Source organism: Micromonospora peucetia (assembly GCF_900091625.1).
GTDB classification, from domain to species: Bacteria; Actinomycetota; Actinomycetes; order Mycobacteriales; family Micromonosporaceae; genus Micromonospora; species Micromonospora peucetia.
Genome location: NZ_FMIC01000002.1, coordinates 1,599,471 through 1,616,630, shown reverse-complemented (window position 1 = coordinate 1,616,630; position 17,160 = coordinate 1,599,471). Strand labels below are relative to the sequence as shown.

The following is a 17,160-nucleotide window of genomic DNA, read 5'->3' as shown; positions in this document are numbered from 1 at the left end:
GACGTGGTCACCCCGGACCTGCTCGGCCCGGCCACCGGGCTCGTGCCCGACGTCGAGCGGATCGCCGTGCTGCGCGCCAACGCGCTCGGCGACTTCATCTTCGTCCTGCCGACGCTGGACGCGTTGCGGGGCGCGTACCCGGAAGCGGAGATCGTGCTGCTCGGTGCGCCGTGGCACGCGAAGCTCTGGCGGGAGCGGCCCGGCCCGGTGGACCGCGTGCTGGTGGTGCCGCCCGCGCCGGGGATCCGCCACCCGGAGCCGGGCGAGCCGGAGTCGACGCCGGACGCGTTCCTCGCCGCCGCCCGTGAGGAACGCTTCGACCTGGCGTTGCAGCTGCACGGCGGCGGTGCCAATTCCAACCCGTTCGTCGGCGCCCTCGGCGCGCGGGTCACCGCCGGGCTGCGCGCCGCGGACGCGCCGCCACTGGACCGCTGGATCCGGTACGTCTACTACCAGTACGAGGTGATCCGCTACCTGGAGGTGGCCGGGCTCGTCGGCGCGGGCGCCACCACGATCGTCCCGGTGCTGGCCGTGACCGACGCCGACCGGGCCGAGGCGGCCGACGTGCTCGGCCCGGCGGAGCGGCCGAGGGTGGCGCTGCACCCCGGCGCCACGGACACCCGCCGGCGATGGCCCGCCGAACGCTTCGCCGAGGTCGCCCGCGAGCTGGTCGGCGACGGGTACGAGGTGCTGGTCACCGGCACCCCCGCCGAGCAGGAGGTGGTGGATCGGGTGGTCGGGGCGGCCAGGGTGCCGGTCCGTCCGCAGGTGGGCACGCTCAGCCTCGGCGGGCTGGCCGGCTGCTACGCCGGCTGCGAGCTGGTGGTCTCCAACGACACCGGGCCGCTGCACCTGGCCGCCGCCGTGGGCACCGCGACCGTCGGCATCTACTGGGTCGGCAACCTGATCACGGTGGCGAACCCGCTGCGCGGCCGGCACCGGCCGATCTGTTCGTGGACGGTGCTCTGCCCGGTCTGCGGGGTGGACTGCACCCCGGGCATCTACCCGCACCGCCCCGGCGACGGCGACTGCCCGCACCGGGACTCCTTCGTCACCGACGTGCCGGTGGCCGAGGTGGTGGAGTCGGCCCGCGAGCTGCTCCGCCGGCCTCGGTGACGGCGACCGACTCCCGGAGCCCGGCGCGCCCTGAACGCCGCCGCCGTCCGCCGCGCGTGGGATGCCCGCGCCGGCCTCAGGCCGGCTGGGCGGCGTCGTCCTCGGCGAGCACGACCTCCCACGCCTCCACGTCCCGGTCGGTGACCGTGGTCGGCGACTCCAGGTGGTACGCGCCGCTGGGCAGGACGCCGGCGCCGCCGAAGCGCGCCAGCACGGCGAGCTGGGCGGCGACGTCCTCGCCCTGGTGTTTCTCGTGCACCCGCCGCCAGAAGTCGAACCCGCCGGAGTCGACCAGCTTCGCCCGGTCGTAGAGCACGCAGCCGCCGATCCAGGACACCTTGTACGCCCGCCAGGCCCCCGCCGGCAGGTCCAGTTGCCGCGTGACGTGCAGCAGGTTCGCCGCCGAATGGATCGACGCCCGCTCCCACTGCGAAGTGCCCGGGCGGATCCGTTCCGGGGCGGGCGGGCCGGTCCACTCCTCGTAGTGCCGGTGTGTCTCCGGCCGGACGTCGTCGGCGTACGACAGCCCGTGCACCGCGTTGCCGACGAAGCCGCAGCCCAGTTCCTCGATGGCGGTGACCAGCCGGCGCAGCGTGCCCGGCTGCAGCCAGACGTCGTCGTCGAGGCAGAGCACGTACCGGGCGGCGGACGCGGCCAGCAGGTATGCCCGGTGCTCGGCCAGCCCGCGCCTGGGCAGCCGGCGGGTCAGCAGCACCGGGTGCCCCCGGTGGCGCAGCGCCCGGACCATGGTGGCCGCCGCCGGATGCCGGTACGCGGCGTCGCCGTCGGACTGGTCGCTGACCACCACGCCGAAACCGGGCAGGCCCTCCTGGGCGGCCAGCCCGGAGAGGGTGACCGCCAGTTCGGCGGGCCGGTTGCGGGTCGGGACCAGCACGTCGAGCAGCCGTTCGGCGCGGAACCGCCCGGCCGTGCCGAGGTCGAGCGGGCGACTCACGACGGCTTGCTCGTCAGGGAGGTGTCCGGCTGGGGCTCGTGGCCGTGCGACCGGATCCGGTCGATGATCGCCGAGGTGGACCGGTCGGGGACGTACCCGAGGGTGCGGACCTGCCCGCCGAGTCGGCGTACCAGCGGCGCCTCGGGCACCATCTCCGGCGGGTAGTCGCCGCCCTTGACGTACACGTCGGGGCGGACGGTCTCGATCAGCCCGGCCGGGGAGTCCTCCTCGAAGACCACCACGTGGTCGACGCACGCCAGTGCGGCGAGCAGGGCGATCCGGTCCTCGACCGGGTTCACCGGCCGGTCGGGGCCCTTCAGCCGCCGTACGCTGCCGTCGGAGTTGACCGCCACCACCAGCAGGTCGCCGAGCGCGCGGGCCTGCTCCAGGTAGCGCACGTGACCGCGGTGCAGCACGTCGAAGCAGCCGTTGGTGAAGACGATCGCGCGGCCCGCCCGGCGGTGCTCCTCGACGAGCGTGGCCAGCTCGTCGGTGCCGACCAGCGCCCGGTGGACCGCCCCGTCGCCCGGTGCGCCCAGCGCGTCGAACAGGTCCTCCCGGCGGCACACGCAGGTGCCGGTGTCCGAGACGGTGACGGTCGCGGCGAGCTGGGCCAGCTGGGCGGCGGTGGGCAGTGGCGCGTCGGCGGCCAGCGCCAGCGTCATCGCCGCCAGGTACGCGTCGCCCGCCCCGACCGCGTGGCTGGCCGGCACCGGGGTGCTGTGGCTGCGCCGGGGCTCGCCGTCCGCCCCGCCGACCACCGCGCCGTCGGTGTCCAGGGTCACCGCCACCACGTCCGCGCCGGTGTGCGCGCGCAGTTCGGCGAGCCGGGACTCGGCCAGTACGGCCCGGTCGACGCCCTCGCCGACGGTGGCGTTCACGGTGACGCCGGTGCCGGTCACGGTGAGCCCGTTCCCGGTCATCGCCACCCGGCCCTCGCCGGGCGTCGGCTCGCCGGTCGCCCCGAGCCCGGTGCGGCCGGCCCCGCCGGGGGAGACCCCCACCGTGAGCTCGGAGGGACCGTCGGCCGGATCGCCGTCCGGATGGTCCAGGTGCAGCTCGACGCCCGGCGCCGGGCGGGCACCGGCGGCCCGGGCGAGCAGCCGGGTCGCCTCGGCGAAGCTGGGGGTCACCACGGTCGGGGCCAGGCCGCGCCAGTCGGCCAGGTCGTGGGCGTCCAGCGCGACCGTCGCGTACCGCTCCCGGTGGGCGACCAGCCACGCGCGGACCGGCGCGGGCAGCGCGCCCAGGCCGTAGTCGCAGACCACCAGGGTCGGCGCCTCGCCGCCGGCGGCGCGCAGCTCCTCGGTGGCGCAGTCCAGCGCGGTGAGCAGCCGGGCCACCCCGTCGTCGTCGAGCGCGTCGTCGGGGTCGCCGGAGTCCTCCCGGAGCAGGATCTGGTTGCCCGCCAGCATCCGTCGCTTCACCGGCGTCGGGCGGCCGGGCTGGTTGACCGTACGGTCCCAGACGCCGGCCCGGTCCAGACAGTCGTGCAGTTCGTCGCCGGCCACGTCCGCTCCGACCGGCGCCACCAGCACCGCCCGGCCCCCGAGCGTGGCGACGTTGACGGCGGTGTTCGCCGCCCCACCGGCTGCGGAGATCCGCCGGCGCAGAGTGAGGACGGGGGCGGGCGCCTCCCGGCAGAGCCGGTCGGACTCGGCGAACCGCCACTCGTCGAGCATGGCGTCGCCCACGATCAGAACGGGACGTCCCAGCCAGCCCTCCACCACTGCGGCGAGCCGGCGCTGTTCCGCTGCTCCTCCTGCCATGCCGTCCCGGGTCCCCCGGGGCATCCGGGCCAAACCTGTGCCGCCGGCCACGGGTTTCGGGCACCGGCCGCCGGGAAGGGACGGACGGTACCCCCGAGAGGAGAGACACCAAGATGGCAGCGACGACACTTCAGGGCAAGCGGATCGCGTTCCTGGCCGCCGACGGCGTCGAGGAGGTCGAGTACGTCCAGCCCCGCGAGGCGGTGGAGAAGGCCGGCGCCACGGCGGTGCTGGTCTCGCTCAAGCCCGGCACCATCCGGTCCTTCAACCACCTGGACCAGTCCGGGACGTACGACGTGGACGTGACGGCGGCCGACGCGGACGCCGGCGGCTACGACGCGCTGGTGCTGCCCGGCGGGGTGGCGAACCCGGACTTCCTGCGGACCGACGCGGACGCGGTCCGCTTCGTGAAGGCGTTCTTCGACGCCGGCAAGCCGGTCGGCGTGATCTGCCACGGGCCGTGGACGCTGATCGAGGCGGACGTGGTGCGGGGCCGCCGGATCACCTCCTGGCCCAGCCTGCGCACCGACCTGGCCAACGCCGGCGCGGACTGGGTCGACGAGCAGGTGGTGACGGACGACGGCCTGGTCAGCAGCCGTAAGCCGGACGACCTGCCGGCCTTCTGCGCCAAGATCGTCGAAGAGTTCGCCGCGGGCCCGCACTCGTCCCGCTGACCGATCGTTGGTCGTGAGGTCGGCGGCCGAGCGTCGCCTCGTTGGTCGTGAGGCCGGCCGCCGAGTGCCGTCGACTTCACGACCGGCAAGGTGGACGCTGTTCCGCAGGCATGTTCCGGGTGGGCGGGGAAAGGAGGCGGGATGACCACGCAAGCCCCGGCGCTCGGCGCGCGGCAGATCCGGCTGCTGATGTTCGGCCTGATGACCGGCATGCTGCTGGCCGCGCTCGACCAGACCATCGTCGGCACCGCGCTGCCGACCATCGTGGGCGAGCTGGGCGGGATCAACCACTACTCGTGGGTGGTGACCGCGTACCTGCTCGCCTCCACGGCCTCGACGCCGCTCTACGGCAAGATGGCCGACCTGTACGGGCGGCGTCCCGTCTTCCTCTTCTCCATCGGCACGTTCCTGCTCGGCTCGCTGCTGGCCGGCCTGTCGCAGGACATGACCCAGCTCATCGCCACCCGGGGAATCCAGGGTCTCGGCGCGGGCGGCCTGATGACGCTCGCGTTCACCATCATCTCGGACGTGGTGTCGCCCCGGGAACGCGGTCGCTACCAGGGGCTGTTCGGGGCGGTCTTCGGCGTCTCCTCGGTCGCCGGCCCGTTGGTCGGCGGCTACTTCGCCGAGACCGACTGGCGGTGGATCTTCTACATCAACCTGCCGCTGGGGATCCTGGCGATCATCGTGTGCTCCCGGGTGCTGCGGCTGGTCCCGTTCACCCGGCGCGACCACACGATCGACTGGCTCGGCGCGGCGCTGCTGGTCGCCGGGGTGAGCTGCCTGCTGCTCGCGCTGAGCTGGGGCGGCAACGAGTACGCCTGGGGCTCCGGCGTGATCGTCGGCCTCTTCGTCGCGGGCGTGGTGCTCGGCGTGCTCTTCGTGCTCCAGGAGGCCCGGGTCGCCGAGCCGATCCTGCCGCTGCGGCTGTTCCGCTCCGCCACGTTCGCGCTGGCCAACTCGGCCGGCTTCGTGCTCGGCCTGGTGATGTTCGGCTCGATCATCTTCATTCCGCTCTATCTCCAGATCGTCCGGGGCGCCTCGCCGACCCGCAGCGGCCTGCTGATGCTGCCGATGATGGCCGGCATCATCGTCACCTCGGTGCTGACCGGTCGGGCGATGAGCCGGATCGGGCGCTACAAGTGGTTCCCGGTGGCCGGCGCGGCGGTGCTGCTGGTCGGCATGCTGCTGTTCACCCGGCTGGAGGTGGACACCTCGCTCTGGTTGGCGTTCGGCTTCATGGTCGTGATCGGCGTCGGGCTGGGGCTCTGCATGCAGTCGCTGATCCTGGCCGTACAGAACTCCGTCTCGATGCGGGACCTGGGCGCGGGCACCTCGTCGGCGACGTTCTTCCGGTCGCTGGGCGGCTCGTTCGGCGTCGCCATCCTCGGCGCGGTGCTGTCGTCCCGGCTCACCTCGGAACTCGCCGACCGGCTGCCGGGCGCGATCGCCCAACTGCCGCCGCAGCAGCAGGCCGCGGTGGCGGCGGGCGGCGGGGCGGACGTCTCGATCAACGATCCGGCCACCATCCTGGCGCTGCCCGCCCCGGTGCGGGCGGCCGTCCAGGCGGCGTTCGTCGAGTCGCTGCACCTGGTCTTCCTGACCACCGGCCTGATCGCGATCGTGGCGGTGCTGGTCACCCTGGCGCTGCCGAACGAGAAGTTGCGCGGCGCGGGACCGGGCGGCTCCACGGGCGGCACGGACGGCCTCGGTGGCGAGGGCCCGGCGCCCGGCGGCAAGCCGCTGGCCAAGGAGTCGAAGGAGGAGGCCGCCACCGAGATGGAGGCGAAGAGCCAGACGATGCTCTGACCGGGGCGGATGCCGCCGCCCGCTGGCTGGGGAGCCGCCCGCTACCGGAGGCGCCGCCCGTTGGGGAGCCGCGCGCTACTTGAGGATCAGCCGGTTGGTCTGCTCGAAGACGTCCAGGTCGGCGAGGGTCTCGGGGACGCTCGGCGAGAGCGGGGCGGGGAGTTGGCGTCGGTGGAAGAAGCCGGCGTCGGTCGTCTCGTCGGTGATCCGGGCCAGCTCGCCGTCCCACTCGTCGACCCGGAACGCCGCCGTGAAGATCTGGTACGTGTGGCCGTACATGTTGGTGTGGGTGCGGTCCGGGCCGGTGTAGAGGGCGAAGGCGCTGACCCGCAGCGCGCGCAGCCCGGTCTCCTCGCGTACCTCGCGGACGGCGCAGTCGGCGATCGACTCGCCCAGCTCCATCGCCCCGGCGGGCATGGCCCACTGTCCGTTGTCGGAGCGCTGGATCAGCAGGAGGCGTCCCGCGTTGTCCCGGGCCACGGCGCGGGCGCCGACGAACATCAGCGTCCGGTCACCGGCGAGGGCGCGCAGCTGTCCCACGTACGAATCGGCCCAGGAGATGCTCACCCGGACAATTTACGGGCCCGGTCCGGGGTCGACCGGCTTTCCAGGGTTCCCAACCTGTGACTGGCGACACTAGCTTGTTACTCATGCGTAGCACGATGATGGACGCCCCCCTCCAGGTCTCCCGGATCCTCGGCCACGGCGCGAGCGTGCACGGGACGGCGGAAGTGGTCACCTGGACGGGCGGCGAGCCGCGCCGGATGACGTACGCCGAGGTCGGGCGGACGGCGGCCCGGCTGGCCCACGCGCTGCGCGACGAGTGCGGTGTCACCGGTGACGAGCGGGTCGCCACCTTCATGTGGAACAACGCCGAGCACCTGGTGGCGTACTTCGCGGTGCCCAGCATGGGCGCGGTGCTGCACACCCTCAACATCCGGCTCTTCCCGGACCAGGTCACCTACATCGCCAACCACGCCGAGGACCGGGTGGTGCTGGTCGACTCGACGCTCATCCCGCTGCTGGCCCGGGTGATCGGTGAGCTGATCACCGTGCGGCACGTGGTGGTGGTCGGCGGCGGGGATCCGGCCCCGCTGACGGCGGCGGCCGGCGACCGGATCGTCGTACACCACTGGGACGCGCTGCTGGCCGACCGCCCGGACAGCTACGACTGGCCGGAGGTGGACGAACGCGACGCCGCCGCTCTCTGCTACACCTCCGGGACCACCGGTAACCCGAAGGGCGTGGCCTACTCGCACCGCTCGATCTACCTGCACTCCCTACAGATCTGCATGCCGGAGGGGTTCGGTCTCGGCCCGACCGACCGTGAGCTGGCCATCGTGCCGATGTTCCACGCGATGTCCTGGGGGCTGCCGTACGCGGCCTTCCTCTCCGGGGCGTCGCTGATCATGCCGGACCGGTTCCTCCAGGCCGCGCCGATCGCCGACATGATCGCCGCCGAGCGGCCCACCCTGGCCGGTGCGGTGCCGACCATCTGGACCGACCTGCTCGCCCACCTGGACACCCACGACGTGGACAGCTCCTCGCTGCGGGAGGCGATCGTCGGCGGTTCGGCCTGCCCGCCGGCGCTGATGCACGCGTTCGCCGAGCGGCACGGGATCGACGTCATCCACGCCTGGGGGATGACGGAGACGTCCCCGCTGGGCTCGGTGTCCCGCCCGCCGGCCGGGGCGGGCGGCGAGGAGGCCTGGCGCTACCGCTACACGCAGGGCCGGGTGCCGGCCGGGGTCGAGGCCCGGATCGTCGGCCCGCTGGGCGAGCCGCTGCCCGCCGACGGGACGTCCGTCGGTGAGCTGGAGGTCCGCGGCCCGTGGGTGACCGCCCGGTACGTCGGCGACGACACCCCGGACGAGGAGAAGTTCCGCGACGGCTGGCTGCGTACCGGAGACGTCGGCACCCTCTCGCCGGACGGCTACATCACGCTCACCGACCGGGCCAAGGACGTCATCAAGTCCGGCGGCGAGTGGATCTCCTCGGTCGAGCTGGAGAACGCCCTGATGGCCCACCCGGCGGTGCTGGAGGCCTGCGTGGTCGGGGTGCCCGACGAGCGCTGGGGCGAGCGTCCGCTGGCCACCGTGGTGCTGCGTGAGGGGGCGTCGGCCACGGCCGAGGAGCTGCGGGAGTTCCTCGCCGGGGCGGTGGCCCGCTGGCAGTTGCCGGAGCGCTGGGCCGTCGTCGACGCGGTGCCGAAGACCAGCGTGGGCAAGTTCGACAAGAAGGTGGTGCGTTCCCGGTACGCCGGGGGCGAACTGAGTGTCCGGGAGCTGACCGCCCCGTAACGTTCTCAGGCGCACCGTCGCCTGTCGGGTAGGGACCACTCCTGAAATCCCTCCCCAGGGGCGGCCCCGGCGTTCGCACCGCGCCGGGGCCGCCCGTTCCATGCGGGTGACCCGCACCGTCATTGTTGCGAAAGTTGTTCGCCTCTGTCCCGGTGACGGGGAAATCCGCCCAGCTCGGCGGGGTTTCGTCGGTCGTCGCCGTCGGTCCGCCTCCGCGTCCCCGCCGTCACTCGTCCCCGCTGGTGGTGATCAGCACCTTGCCGACCACCGAGTTCTCCACCGCCTGGTGCGCCGCGCCGGCCGCCGAGAGCGGGTGGTGGTGCAGCGGCAGCCCGGCGTCCTCGCCCACCCGGATCCCGCCCTGCGCCACCGCGGCGGCCACGTCCACCACCGCCTGGGCCTTGGCCACCTTCGGCTCGGTGTAGACGAGCACGAACTGCAACCGTGCGTTCGGCGCCATCAACGGCCGGATCGGCAGGGTCACCTCGTCCCCGCCGTTGTCGGCGTAGACGCAGATCGCGCCGCCGCGCCGGAGCAACTGGACATCGGTGGCGGCGTTGCGCGCCGCGGAGACCTCGACGATCGTGTGCACCCCGTCGGGTGCGATCTTGCGGACCTCCTCGACCACGTCCTGCGTCCGGTAGTCGACCACGAGGGACGCGCCGGCCGCCGCCGCCAACTGCGCCTTCTCCGGGCTGCTGACCGTGGCGACCACGCAGGCGTCCGCCCATCGGGCGAGCTGGATGGCGGCGTTGCCCACCGCGCCCGCCCCGCCCTGCACGAGCACCGTGTGGTCGCTGAGCGCACCCGCGTGCAGCCGGTCCGGCGCGTACTCGCCGGCGGTCAGGCACCGGTGCGCGGTGAGGAAGGGGATGCCCAGGCAGGCCCCCAGCTCGAAGGAGGCGTCGCCCAGGGGCACCGCCTGCCGGACCGGCACCACCGTGTACTCGGCGGCGGTGCCCCACGGCCGTTGCCACGCGGCCTCCCACAGCCAGACCCGTTCGCCGATCAGATCCCGGTCGACGCCCTCGCCGACCGCCTCCACGATCCCGGCGCCGTCCTGGCCGGGGATCTGCCAGCCGGCCGGCGGGTCCTGCCGGCGGGACTTCCAGTCCGTCGGGTTGACCCCGGAGACAGCCACCCGGATCAGGACCTCGCCCGGCCCCGGTTCGGGCACCGGTCGGTCGACCAGGCGCAGCACCGACGCGTCGCCGCCGGTCTCGTACACGATCGCCCTCATCGTCGTCTCCTCACGTCGGGGTCTCCTCACGTCGGGACGTGCGTTCCGCCCTACCCCGGTAGGCCCCGATCAATCCGGTACGCCCGTCGGTCGAACCGGTGAAAGCCCCGCTGACCTGCGTTGGCTTCTGCGCAAGGGGGTTTCCCGCAGCTCACAACGGGGACAGGGCGGTCGGTGGGCGCCGCCCTCGGTGAGCGGTGGACCTCGACTGCGCTGGAGGCGGCATGACGACGGAGACGCTCGCCCAGGACGGCCTGAAGATCAATTGGGTGGAGATGCCCACCTACAACACGATCATGGCGCTCGCCGCAGGCGCCGGCCTGCTGCTGATCGTCACGTTCGGCCGGCAACTGCTACAACGCCGGGACATCGTCCCCGAGGGATGGGCGATGGCCTTCATCGTCCCCGGCGCCATCCTCGCCGCGACCGGGCTGCACATGACCCTCACCTGGCCCCTGGCCAGCGGGGGCTTCGCATTCGACAACATCATCTTCGGGGAACCCGCGCTGGCCTTCGGCGTACTGATGCTGGCCATCGGCTTCGTGCTGTGGCGTCGGGCGCCGCTCTTCGCGTCAGCGGTCCCGGACGAAGAGGCGGCCGGCGACGCACGGATGCGGTACGTGCGGGGGCTCATCGGGCCGATGTCGGTGTTCATCTTCGGGCTCGGCCTCGCCTGCTTCGCGATCGCCGCCGCCGGCTGGACGTACACCCTCTTCGCGGCGCCGCCGGAAGAACCGATCTCTGGGCAGTTCGCCGACTACCCCCTGGTGGAGGCGACCTTCATCTCCGGCCTCTACGTGCTGGTCGGGGTCGGCGCCGTGCTCTTCCCGTTCGCGCTGCGCCGCCTGCAACGCACGCTGCTGTTGATCGCGGGCTGGGCCTGGGGCCTCGCCGGACTCGCGTTCCTGCTCTTCGGCGCGTTGAACTACTTCACCCACATCGGGCTGATCGTCAACACCCAGTAGCCGCCGTGGTCAGCTGCGCAGTGCGGGCAGGCCGATCGGGTTGCCCTCCGGGATGACCGTGTGGCCGGCGAGCGCGATCGGTTCGAGCAGCTCGCGCAGCCGCTCGGTACGCTCCGGACCCAGCGTCCGCCAAGGGCGGGCGGCGGCGGCGTCGGTGGCGTCCTCGATCGCCTCGAACCGGGCCAGTCCCTGCTCGGTCGGCTCGCCGTCCGGGGTCAGCCAGCCCCGCCCGGCCAGCCGGGTGCGGGCGGCGGCCCACTGCTCCTCGGTCCATCCCCGCCCGAGCAGGTTCAGCGGGGACATGCCGACAGCGGCCCGCCAGGCCAGCGTCTCCACCGGGTCGAAATCGGCCGCGACCAGCGCCGCCACGTGCCCGTCACCGCGTTGCTCCCGCAGCGTGGTGGCGGCCTGCCAGAGCCGGGCCAGCGGGTACTCACCGCGCGGCAGGGCGGCGTTGGCGGCACCGAGCACCCGGCCGGCGGGCTCCGCCTCGGCGGCGGCGGCCTCCAGCAGCTCGGCGGCCTCCACCAGGTGCGACTCGGGCAGCTGGTAGGTCAGCTCGGCCAGCGCCTGCACCGCGCCGGTGAGCCGCGCCCGCAGCGCCTCCTGCGGGGTGGCCAGCCGCCAGACGGCCGGCAGCGCCCGCGCCACCGTGTGCGGGGCGAAGCTGAAGAACGCCGCGATCACCGGCGCGGGCTCGGCGGGCCCGAGCGGCGCGGCCCGGCCCGCGAAGTAGCCGCGCCAAAAGCCCCGCAACCCGACCGCCTCGAAGGCGGCCCGGGCACGGGGATGGAAGTAGGTGACCGCGTGGACCGGCTCGTAGTGCGTCCACATCACCCGGGCGGCCCGCCCCGCGTCGTCCAGCGCCGTCACGTGCACCTCCGCGTCCGGTCCGATCATCCCCGGGAGGCCGGACCGCCCGGGGGTGACGCCGAACCTACTGCGGCTGGGCAAGGGGCCGGAAGCCCCGTGTGGGCTACTGCATCAACGACGGGCGACATCCCGGGCGAACCGGGCTGCTACCGAGAGGTAACAGGCCGGTCACCCGGGGCGCCGGGCCGGTCACTGGGCCGCGAGCACGTCCACCACGAAGCGCAGCGGGCCGGCCGGGCGGCCCCCGGTGGGCTTCTCGCCGTACGCCAGCTCGGTCGGAATGTCGAGCTGCACGCGGCTGCCGACGGTCACCCCGACCAGGCCCTGGTCCCAGCCCGGGATGACCCCGCCGACGCCGATGGGGAAGGGCACCGGCTGGCCCTCGCTCCAGGACGAGTCGAACTCCTTGCCGTCCTTGAAGAAGACGCCGACGTAGTTCGCGGTGACCGTCTGGCCGGCCTTCACCGCCGGGCCGGTGCCCTTGATCAGCGGGGTCACGATGAGCTTCGTCAGCTCGCCCGTGCCGGCGGTGACCGTCGGCTTGCTGCCCAGGGCCGGGTCCGCGCCCGCCGGGAGCTGCGGGGCACCCGGGGCGGCGGCCGGCGGGGCGCTGGCGTCCGCGCCCGCCGACGGGCCGCTGGCCGTCGGGTTCTTGTCGCCGTCGTCGTTGCGCCCGATCGTCACGAAGACGGTGATCAGCACCGCGACCACGGCGACACCGGCGAGCCCGCCGGCCCAGGCCTGCCGACGGCGCTTCGCCTCGGCCGCCTTCTGCGCCGCCAACTGGGCGGCCAGCCGCCGCTCCGACTTCTGGGACCGGTTCTGCGTACGCTCGCTCACGGCGTCGACTCCCTGCTGCGAAGGTGGTGGCCGGCATCCGAGTGCCGGGGGAAAGCCGACGCACACGGTACCCGCCCGGCCGCCCACCGCGCCGCCTCGACGGTCGTGGTTACCACCGCACCCGTCACGCCGGCCCCGGCACCACCATGAAGTCGGTCACGAACGAGGTGACCCGGCCGTCCGCGCCGCGCCCGATCCAGGTGCCGTAGCAGCCGTCGCCCCAGCCCGACCAGACCGTCACCACGTTGGCCCCGGTCGCCTCGTCGAGCACTGCGGCGACGTGCCCCGGCACCGGCCCGTCACCGGGACTGTCCGCGACGAAGACGTCCGTCACCGCGTCCTCGTCCCAGGCCTCGAAGGCGGCCAGGGCGGTCGGGTCGGCCAGGGTGCCGATGCCGGTGTCCACCCCGTAACCGAACCAGCCGTCGGGCTTGAGGGCAGCGAGTTCCTGGTCACCGACCAGCGCCATCTCCCAGCGGACCGCAGGCTCGTCGTGGATCACCAGTTGGAGGGCGGCCACCCGCCGGTCCGCCTCGGTGTCCTCGCCCCGCACCACGGCGACCCACGCCCGCGCCGGGTAGCGGCCGGGAGCCACCCCGACCGTGAACGGTTCGTCCTCGGGGCAGGCCACCGGGTCGCAGCCGACCACCCGCCCCGTCGGCAGCACGACATCGCCCACCGGGTGCACCTCGATGACGTACGTGGCGTGCTGGTCGGCGAAGTGGGCGCCGGGCGTCAGCAGCCGGTCCAGGTCGGGGGTGTACGGCATGGGGTTCCTCTCGCGGCAGGTGCGCGCGGAGCGTACCCGCGGTGGATCTCGCCGGGCGACACCGCACCGCACCGTTCGGCGGCTCAGCCCTCGAGGTGCCGTGCCAGGGACTGGCGCAGATGGTGCTTCGGGCGGGACCCGACGATCGAGCCGACCACCTTGCCGTGGCGGAAGACCAGGAGGGTGGGCAGGGACATCACGCCGTAGGTGCGGGTGGCCGCCGGGTTGGCGTCGGTGTCGATCGTGGCGACGACCATCCGTCCGGTGAACTCCTCGGCGAGCTCGGCGAGGCTGCGGGAGATGGCCCGGCACGGCGGGCACCAGTCCGCCCAGAAGTCGACGACCACCGGACGGTCGGCGGCGAGCACCACGGTGGCGAAGGTGTCGTCGGTGACGACGGTCAGTGAGCCGTCCGGCGCAGTCTCGAGCATGTTTCCTCCCGGTGGGTGATGGCGTGGGCGAGCTGGTCGCGCAACTCCCGGCGGACCTCGTGCAGCCGGTCGATGCCGGCGTCGACCTCGGCCAGCTTCCGCCGCAGCACGGCCACCGAGTCGGGGCAGACGTGACCGGAGGCGTTGCCGGCCCGCAGGCAGGCGACGAACGGGCGGATGTCGTCCAGGCCGAAGCCCACCGCGAGCAGCGCCCGGATCTCGCGTACGACGGGCAGCTCCGCCTCGTCGTAGACCCGGTATCCGTTGGCCGAGCGGGCCGCCCGGACCAGGCCGTGCGTCTCGTAGTAGCGCAGGGCCCGGGTGCTCGTGCCGGCGCGCTCCGCCAGCTCACCGATCAGCATCCGGCCCCCCTTCGTCCGACCCGACCGACGCTAGACCTTGCCACCGGCGTCAAGGCAACCTCGGTGGTAGGGACGGGCACTTCGTTCGGGTGGTCAGGCCGTCTTGCGGGCTGCCTTCTTCGGGGCGGCCTTCTTGGCGGCGGGCTTCTTCTCGCCTTCGGCGGCCTTCTTCGGGGCTGCCTTCTTCGCGGCCGTCTTCTTGGGTGCGGCCTTCTTGTCTGCGGTCTTCCTGGCCGGCGCCTTCGCCGCCTTCTTCTCGGCGGCCTTCTTCTGGGCCGAGCGCGCCGACGAGATCGGGGTCGGTTCCCCGCCGCCGCCGGCCGGGGCCTCGCCGCGCGCGGCCTTGGCCCGCTCGACGGACGCCTTCAGCGCCGCCATCAGGTCCACCGCCGCAGCCGGGGCCTCCTCGACCTCCTCCGGCTGGACCACCTCGCGGCCCTCCACCTTGGCGTCGATGACCTCCTGCAACGCCGCCCGGTAGTCGTCGGTGAAGGCGTCCGGCTCGAACTCGCCGGCCATCGAGTCGATCAGCGAGCTGGCCATCGCCAGCTCCGGCGGGCGGACCTTCAGGTCCTCGTCGAGGAAGCCGAAGGCGGGGGTACGGATCTCGTCCGGCCAGAGCATCGTGTTGAGCAGCAGCACGCCCTCGCGGACCCGCAGCGTGGCGAGCTGTTCCCGCTGGCGCAGCGCCACCTTGACGATCGCCACCCGCTCGGAGTCGGTGAGCGCGTCGCGCAGCAGCACGTACGGCTTGGTGGCGGTGCCCTCCGGCTCCAGGAAATACGCCTTGTTGTAGAGGATCGGGTCGACCTGCTCGGCCGGGACGAACTCCAGCACGTCGATCGCGCGCGAGCTGGACAGCGGCAGCTCGGCGAAGTCGTCGTCGGTGAGGATCACCATCTCGCCGCCGCCGATGTCGTAGCCCTTGGCGATGTCGTCGTAGGTGACCTCTTCGCCGCAGACCTGGCAGGTGCGCTTGTAGCGGATCCGCCCGCCGTCCTCCCGGTGCACCTGGTGGAAGCGGATGTCCTTCTCCTCGGTGGCCGAGTAGAGCTTCACCCCGATCGAGACGAGCCCGAACGAGACGGCTCCCTTCCAGATGGCCCGCATCCCCGTGCTCCTCTCGCCGGTACAGCCCAGGATCGCAAAAGATCGAAGGCCACGCGAGTGCTTCGGTGCGCAAGTACAGTCGGGAGGTGCCCGGCGCGCCGCTCAAGCCGATGCTCGCGATGACCGGGCAGCTCCCGGCGGGTGCCGGCTGGGCGTACGAGTTCAAGTGGGACGGCATCCGCGCGCTCGCCGACATCACCGGCGGCCGGCAGCACCTGTACGCCCGCAGCGGCGTGGAGATCACCGTCGCGTACCCCGAACTGGCCACCCTGCCCGAGCAGGTGGGCGACGCGCTGCTCGACGGCGAGGTGGTGCTGCTCGGCGAGACCGGCCAACCCTCGTTCACCGCCCTGGCGGAGCGGATGCACGTACGCGACCGGAACAAGGCCGCCCGGCTGGCGGCGGTCTCCCCGGTGACGTACATGATCTTCGACCTGCTCCGGCTCGACGGCGAGGACCTGACCGGCCGGTCGTACGAACGCCGGCGGGAGACCCTGGACGGCCTGGCGCTCGGCGGCTCCCGGTGGGCGGTGCCGCCGGTCTTCGGCGACGGACCGGCCACCTACGAGGCGGCCGGCGAGCACGGCCTGGAGGGGGTGATGGCCAAGCGGGTCGGCTCGGTCTACCGGCCGGGCGTGCGCTCGCCGGACTGGGTCAAGGTCAAGCTGGAGGTCACCGGCGACTTCGTGGTCGGCGGCTGGCGGCCCGGGGCGCGCAAGATCGGCGGCCTGCTGGTCGGGGTGCCACGCCCGGACGGGCGGCTCATTTATCGGGGGCGGGTCGGCGGTGGCATCGGCGCGGCCATCGAGCGGGAACTGCTCCGCGAACTGGAGCCGCTGCGGACCGGCGCGTCGCCGTTCGCCGACGGCGTGCCGCGCGAGGATGCCCGAGGCGCGATCTGGGTGACCCCCCGGGTCGTGGTGGAGGTGAAGTACGGCCAGCGCACCCCGGACGGGCGACTGCGGTTCCCCCGGGTGCTGCGGCTGCGGCCCGACAAGCCCGCCGAGGAGGTCGATGATGCCGGCTGAACGGTTCCGGGTGGACGTCGAGGGACGTGCGCTGGATCTGTCCAACCTCGACAAGGTGCTCTATCCCGACGCCGGGTTCACCAAGGGCGAGGTGATCGACTACTACACCCGGATCGCCCCGGTGCTCCTGCCGCACCTGGCCGACCGCCCGCTGACCCGGATCCGCTTCCCCAACGGGGTCACCGGCGGCTCGTTCTTCGAGAAGAACGCCCCGGCCGCCACCCCCGGCTGGGTACGCACCGAGACGCTGCCCGCGCCCGGGTCCAGCAAGGGCCGGGAGACCATCGACTACGTGGTCGCCGACGACCTGCCCACCCTGGTCTGGCTGGCCAACCTCGCCGCGCTGGAGCTGCACACGCCGCAGTGGAAGATCGGCCAGCACCCCGACGTGATGGTCGTCGACCTCGACCCCGGGCCGCCGGCAACGCTGCGCCAGTGCTGCCAGGTGGCGCTGCTGATGCGCGACCGGCTCGCCGACGACGGGATCTCCTCGTATCCCAAGACGTCCGGGAAGAAGGGCATGCAGCTCTGCTGCCCGGTCGCCGGTACCCAGTCCGCCGATGTCGTGTCCGACTACGCCAGGCGGATCGCGCAGGAGTTGGAGCAGGCAAACCCGAAGCTGATCGTGTCGAAGATGGCGAAGAACCTGCGGCCCGGCAAGGTCTTCATCGACTGGAGCCAGAACAACGCGGCCAAGACGACCGTGTCGCCGTACTCGCTGCGGGCCCAGTCCGTGCCGGCCGTCTCCACCCCGCTGACCTGGGACGAGGTCGAGGCGGGCGCGGCCGGCCGGCGGCCGGCATCGAAGCCGTACCCGGCGGGGGAGGTGCTCAGGCGGGTGGAGAAGCAAGGGGACCTGCTCGCCCCGCTCCTCGATGGCGGCCCCGAACTGCCCACCCCGTGACCCGGCCGGCGGGCA

Annotated in this window: 16 protein-coding genes and 1 pseudogene; 7 read left to right on the top strand and 10 right to left on the bottom strand. The window is 73.3% G+C overall.

From position 1 onward, the window contains the following. Positions 1-3: 3 nt before the first annotated feature. On the top strand, positions 4-1,116 hold the full coding sequence (locus GA0070608_RS07575; protein ID WP_091624038.1) for a glycosyltransferase family 9 protein: 1,113 nt from the start codon (positions 4-6) through the stop codon (positions 1,114-1,116). A gap of 76 nt (positions 1,117-1,192) precedes the next feature. Here GA0070608_RS07575 and GA0070608_RS07570 read toward each other — a convergent pair whose 3' ends face one another. Together GA0070608_RS07570 and rfaE2 are read right to left on the bottom strand one after the other, a co-directional pair. Continuing rightward, positions 1,193-2,071 carry a glycosyltransferase gene (locus tag GA0070608_RS07570; RefSeq protein ID WP_091624035.1) on the bottom strand — a complete coding sequence of 293 codons (879 nt, stop codon included), beginning with the start codon at positions 2,069-2,071 and terminating at the stop codon, positions 1,193-1,195. After that, positions 2,068-3,840 (bottom strand): D-glycero-beta-D-manno-heptose 1-phosphate adenylyltransferase, encoded by a 1,773-nt coding sequence (gene rfaE2 / locus GA0070608_RS07565; protein ID WP_091624032.1) that lies wholly within the window; start codon positions 3,838-3,840, stop codon positions 2,068-2,070. Before rfaE2 ends, GA0070608_RS07570 begins: the two co-directional genes overlap by 4 nt. Positions 3,841-3,953: 113 nt before the next feature. Between rfaE2 and GA0070608_RS07560 the strand changes: the two genes are divergently transcribed. Together GA0070608_RS07560 and GA0070608_RS07555 are read left to right on the top strand one after the other, a co-directional pair. Next, on the top strand, positions 3,954-4,514 hold the full coding sequence (locus tag GA0070608_RS07560) for a type 1 glutamine amidotransferase domain-containing protein (protein WP_091624029.1): 561 nt from the start codon (positions 3,954-3,956) through the stop codon (positions 4,512-4,514). Between the two features lie 141 nt (positions 4,515-4,655). Beyond that, the gene (locus GA0070608_RS07555; RefSeq protein WP_091624026.1) at positions 4,656-6,323 is read left to right on the top strand and encodes an MDR family MFS transporter; all 1,668 of its coding nucleotides are present in this window, start codon (positions 4,656-4,658) and stop codon (positions 6,321-6,323) included. Between the two features lie 75 nt (positions 6,324-6,398). On the opposite strand, the gene GA0070608_RS07550 is transcribed toward GA0070608_RS07555, so the two are convergent. Beyond that, positions 6,399-6,890 (bottom strand): NUDIX domain-containing protein, encoded by a 492-nt coding sequence (locus GA0070608_RS07550; protein ID WP_091624022.1) that lies wholly within the window; start codon positions 6,888-6,890, stop codon positions 6,399-6,401. A gap of 83 nt (positions 6,891-6,973) precedes the next feature. Between GA0070608_RS07550 and GA0070608_RS07545 the strand changes: the two genes are divergently transcribed. Beyond that, positions 6,974-8,623, top strand: a complete 1,650-nt coding sequence (locus GA0070608_RS07545) for a fatty acid--CoA ligase (RefSeq protein ID WP_091624017.1) — start codon at positions 6,974-6,976, stop codon at positions 8,621-8,623. A gap of 226 nt (positions 8,624-8,849) precedes the next feature. Here the strand turns inward: GA0070608_RS07545 and GA0070608_RS07540 are convergent, their stop codons facing one another. After that, complete coding sequence (locus GA0070608_RS07540; protein WP_091624013.1) at positions 8,850-9,863, bottom strand: NADPH:quinone reductase; 1,014 nt, start codon at positions 9,861-9,863, stop codon at positions 8,850-8,852. A gap of 224 nt (positions 9,864-10,087) precedes the next feature. Here GA0070608_RS07540 and GA0070608_RS07535 point away from each other — a divergent pair, with 224 nt between their 5' ends. Beyond that, positions 10,088-10,828 carry a DUF981 family protein gene (locus GA0070608_RS07535; RefSeq protein WP_091624009.1) on the top strand — a complete coding sequence of 247 codons (741 nt, stop codon included), beginning with the start codon at positions 10,088-10,090 and terminating at the stop codon, positions 10,826-10,828. 9 nt (positions 10,829-10,837) lie between these two features. Here the strand turns inward: GA0070608_RS07535 and GA0070608_RS07530 are convergent, their stop codons facing one another. The 6 genes and pseudogenes from GA0070608_RS07530 to ku form a co-directional block, all read right to left on the bottom strand. Next, the gene (locus GA0070608_RS07530) at positions 10,838-11,728 is read right to left on the bottom strand and encodes an SCO6745 family protein (RefSeq protein ID WP_425413224.1); all 891 of its coding nucleotides are present in this window, start codon (positions 11,726-11,728) and stop codon (positions 10,838-10,840) included. Positions 11,729-11,890: 162 nt separating this feature from the next. Further along, positions 11,891-12,578 (bottom strand): annotated as a pseudogene (locus tag GA0070608_RS07525) (FKBP-type peptidyl-prolyl cis-trans isomerase). An 87-nt stretch (positions 12,579-12,665) separates the two neighbouring features. After that, positions 12,666-13,310: a DUF4241 domain-containing protein gene (locus GA0070608_RS07520; protein WP_091624001.1), complete on the bottom strand. Its 645-nt coding sequence runs from the start codon at positions 13,308-13,310 to the stop codon at positions 12,666-12,668. A gap of 83 nt (positions 13,311-13,393) precedes the next feature. Next, entirely contained in the window at positions 13,394-13,741 is a 348-nt protein-coding gene (trxA, locus tag GA0070608_RS07515; RefSeq protein ID WP_091623997.1) for a thioredoxin, read from the bottom strand. Continuing rightward, complete coding sequence (locus GA0070608_RS07510; RefSeq protein ID WP_091623994.1) at positions 13,711-14,103, bottom strand: MerR family transcriptional regulator; 393 nt, start codon at positions 14,101-14,103, stop codon at positions 13,711-13,713. Before GA0070608_RS07510 ends, trxA begins: the two co-directional genes overlap by 31 nt. A gap of 93 nt (positions 14,104-14,196) precedes the next feature. Then, positions 14,197-15,213, bottom strand: coding sequence for a non-homologous end joining protein Ku (gene ku, locus GA0070608_RS07505; RefSeq protein WP_091623990.1), 1,017 nt, complete (start codon positions 15,211-15,213; stop codon positions 14,197-14,199). Positions 15,214-15,299: 86 nt separating this feature from the next. On the opposite strand from ku, the gene ligD (GA0070608_RS07500) reads away from it, so the two are divergent. Beyond that, a complete protein-coding gene (ligD, locus tag GA0070608_RS07500) occupies positions 15,300-16,241 on the top strand; it encodes a non-homologous end-joining DNA ligase (RefSeq protein ID WP_091634551.1) in 942 nt (313 codons plus the stop codon). Beyond that, complete coding sequence (gene ligD / locus GA0070608_RS07495; protein ID WP_091623986.1) at positions 16,231-17,145, top strand: non-homologous end-joining DNA ligase; 915 nt, start codon at positions 16,231-16,233, stop codon at positions 17,143-17,145. The genes ligD (GA0070608_RS07500) and ligD (GA0070608_RS07495) overlap by 11 nt, the downstream gene beginning before the upstream one ends. The last annotated feature ends 15 nt before the right edge of the window (positions 17,146-17,160 follow it).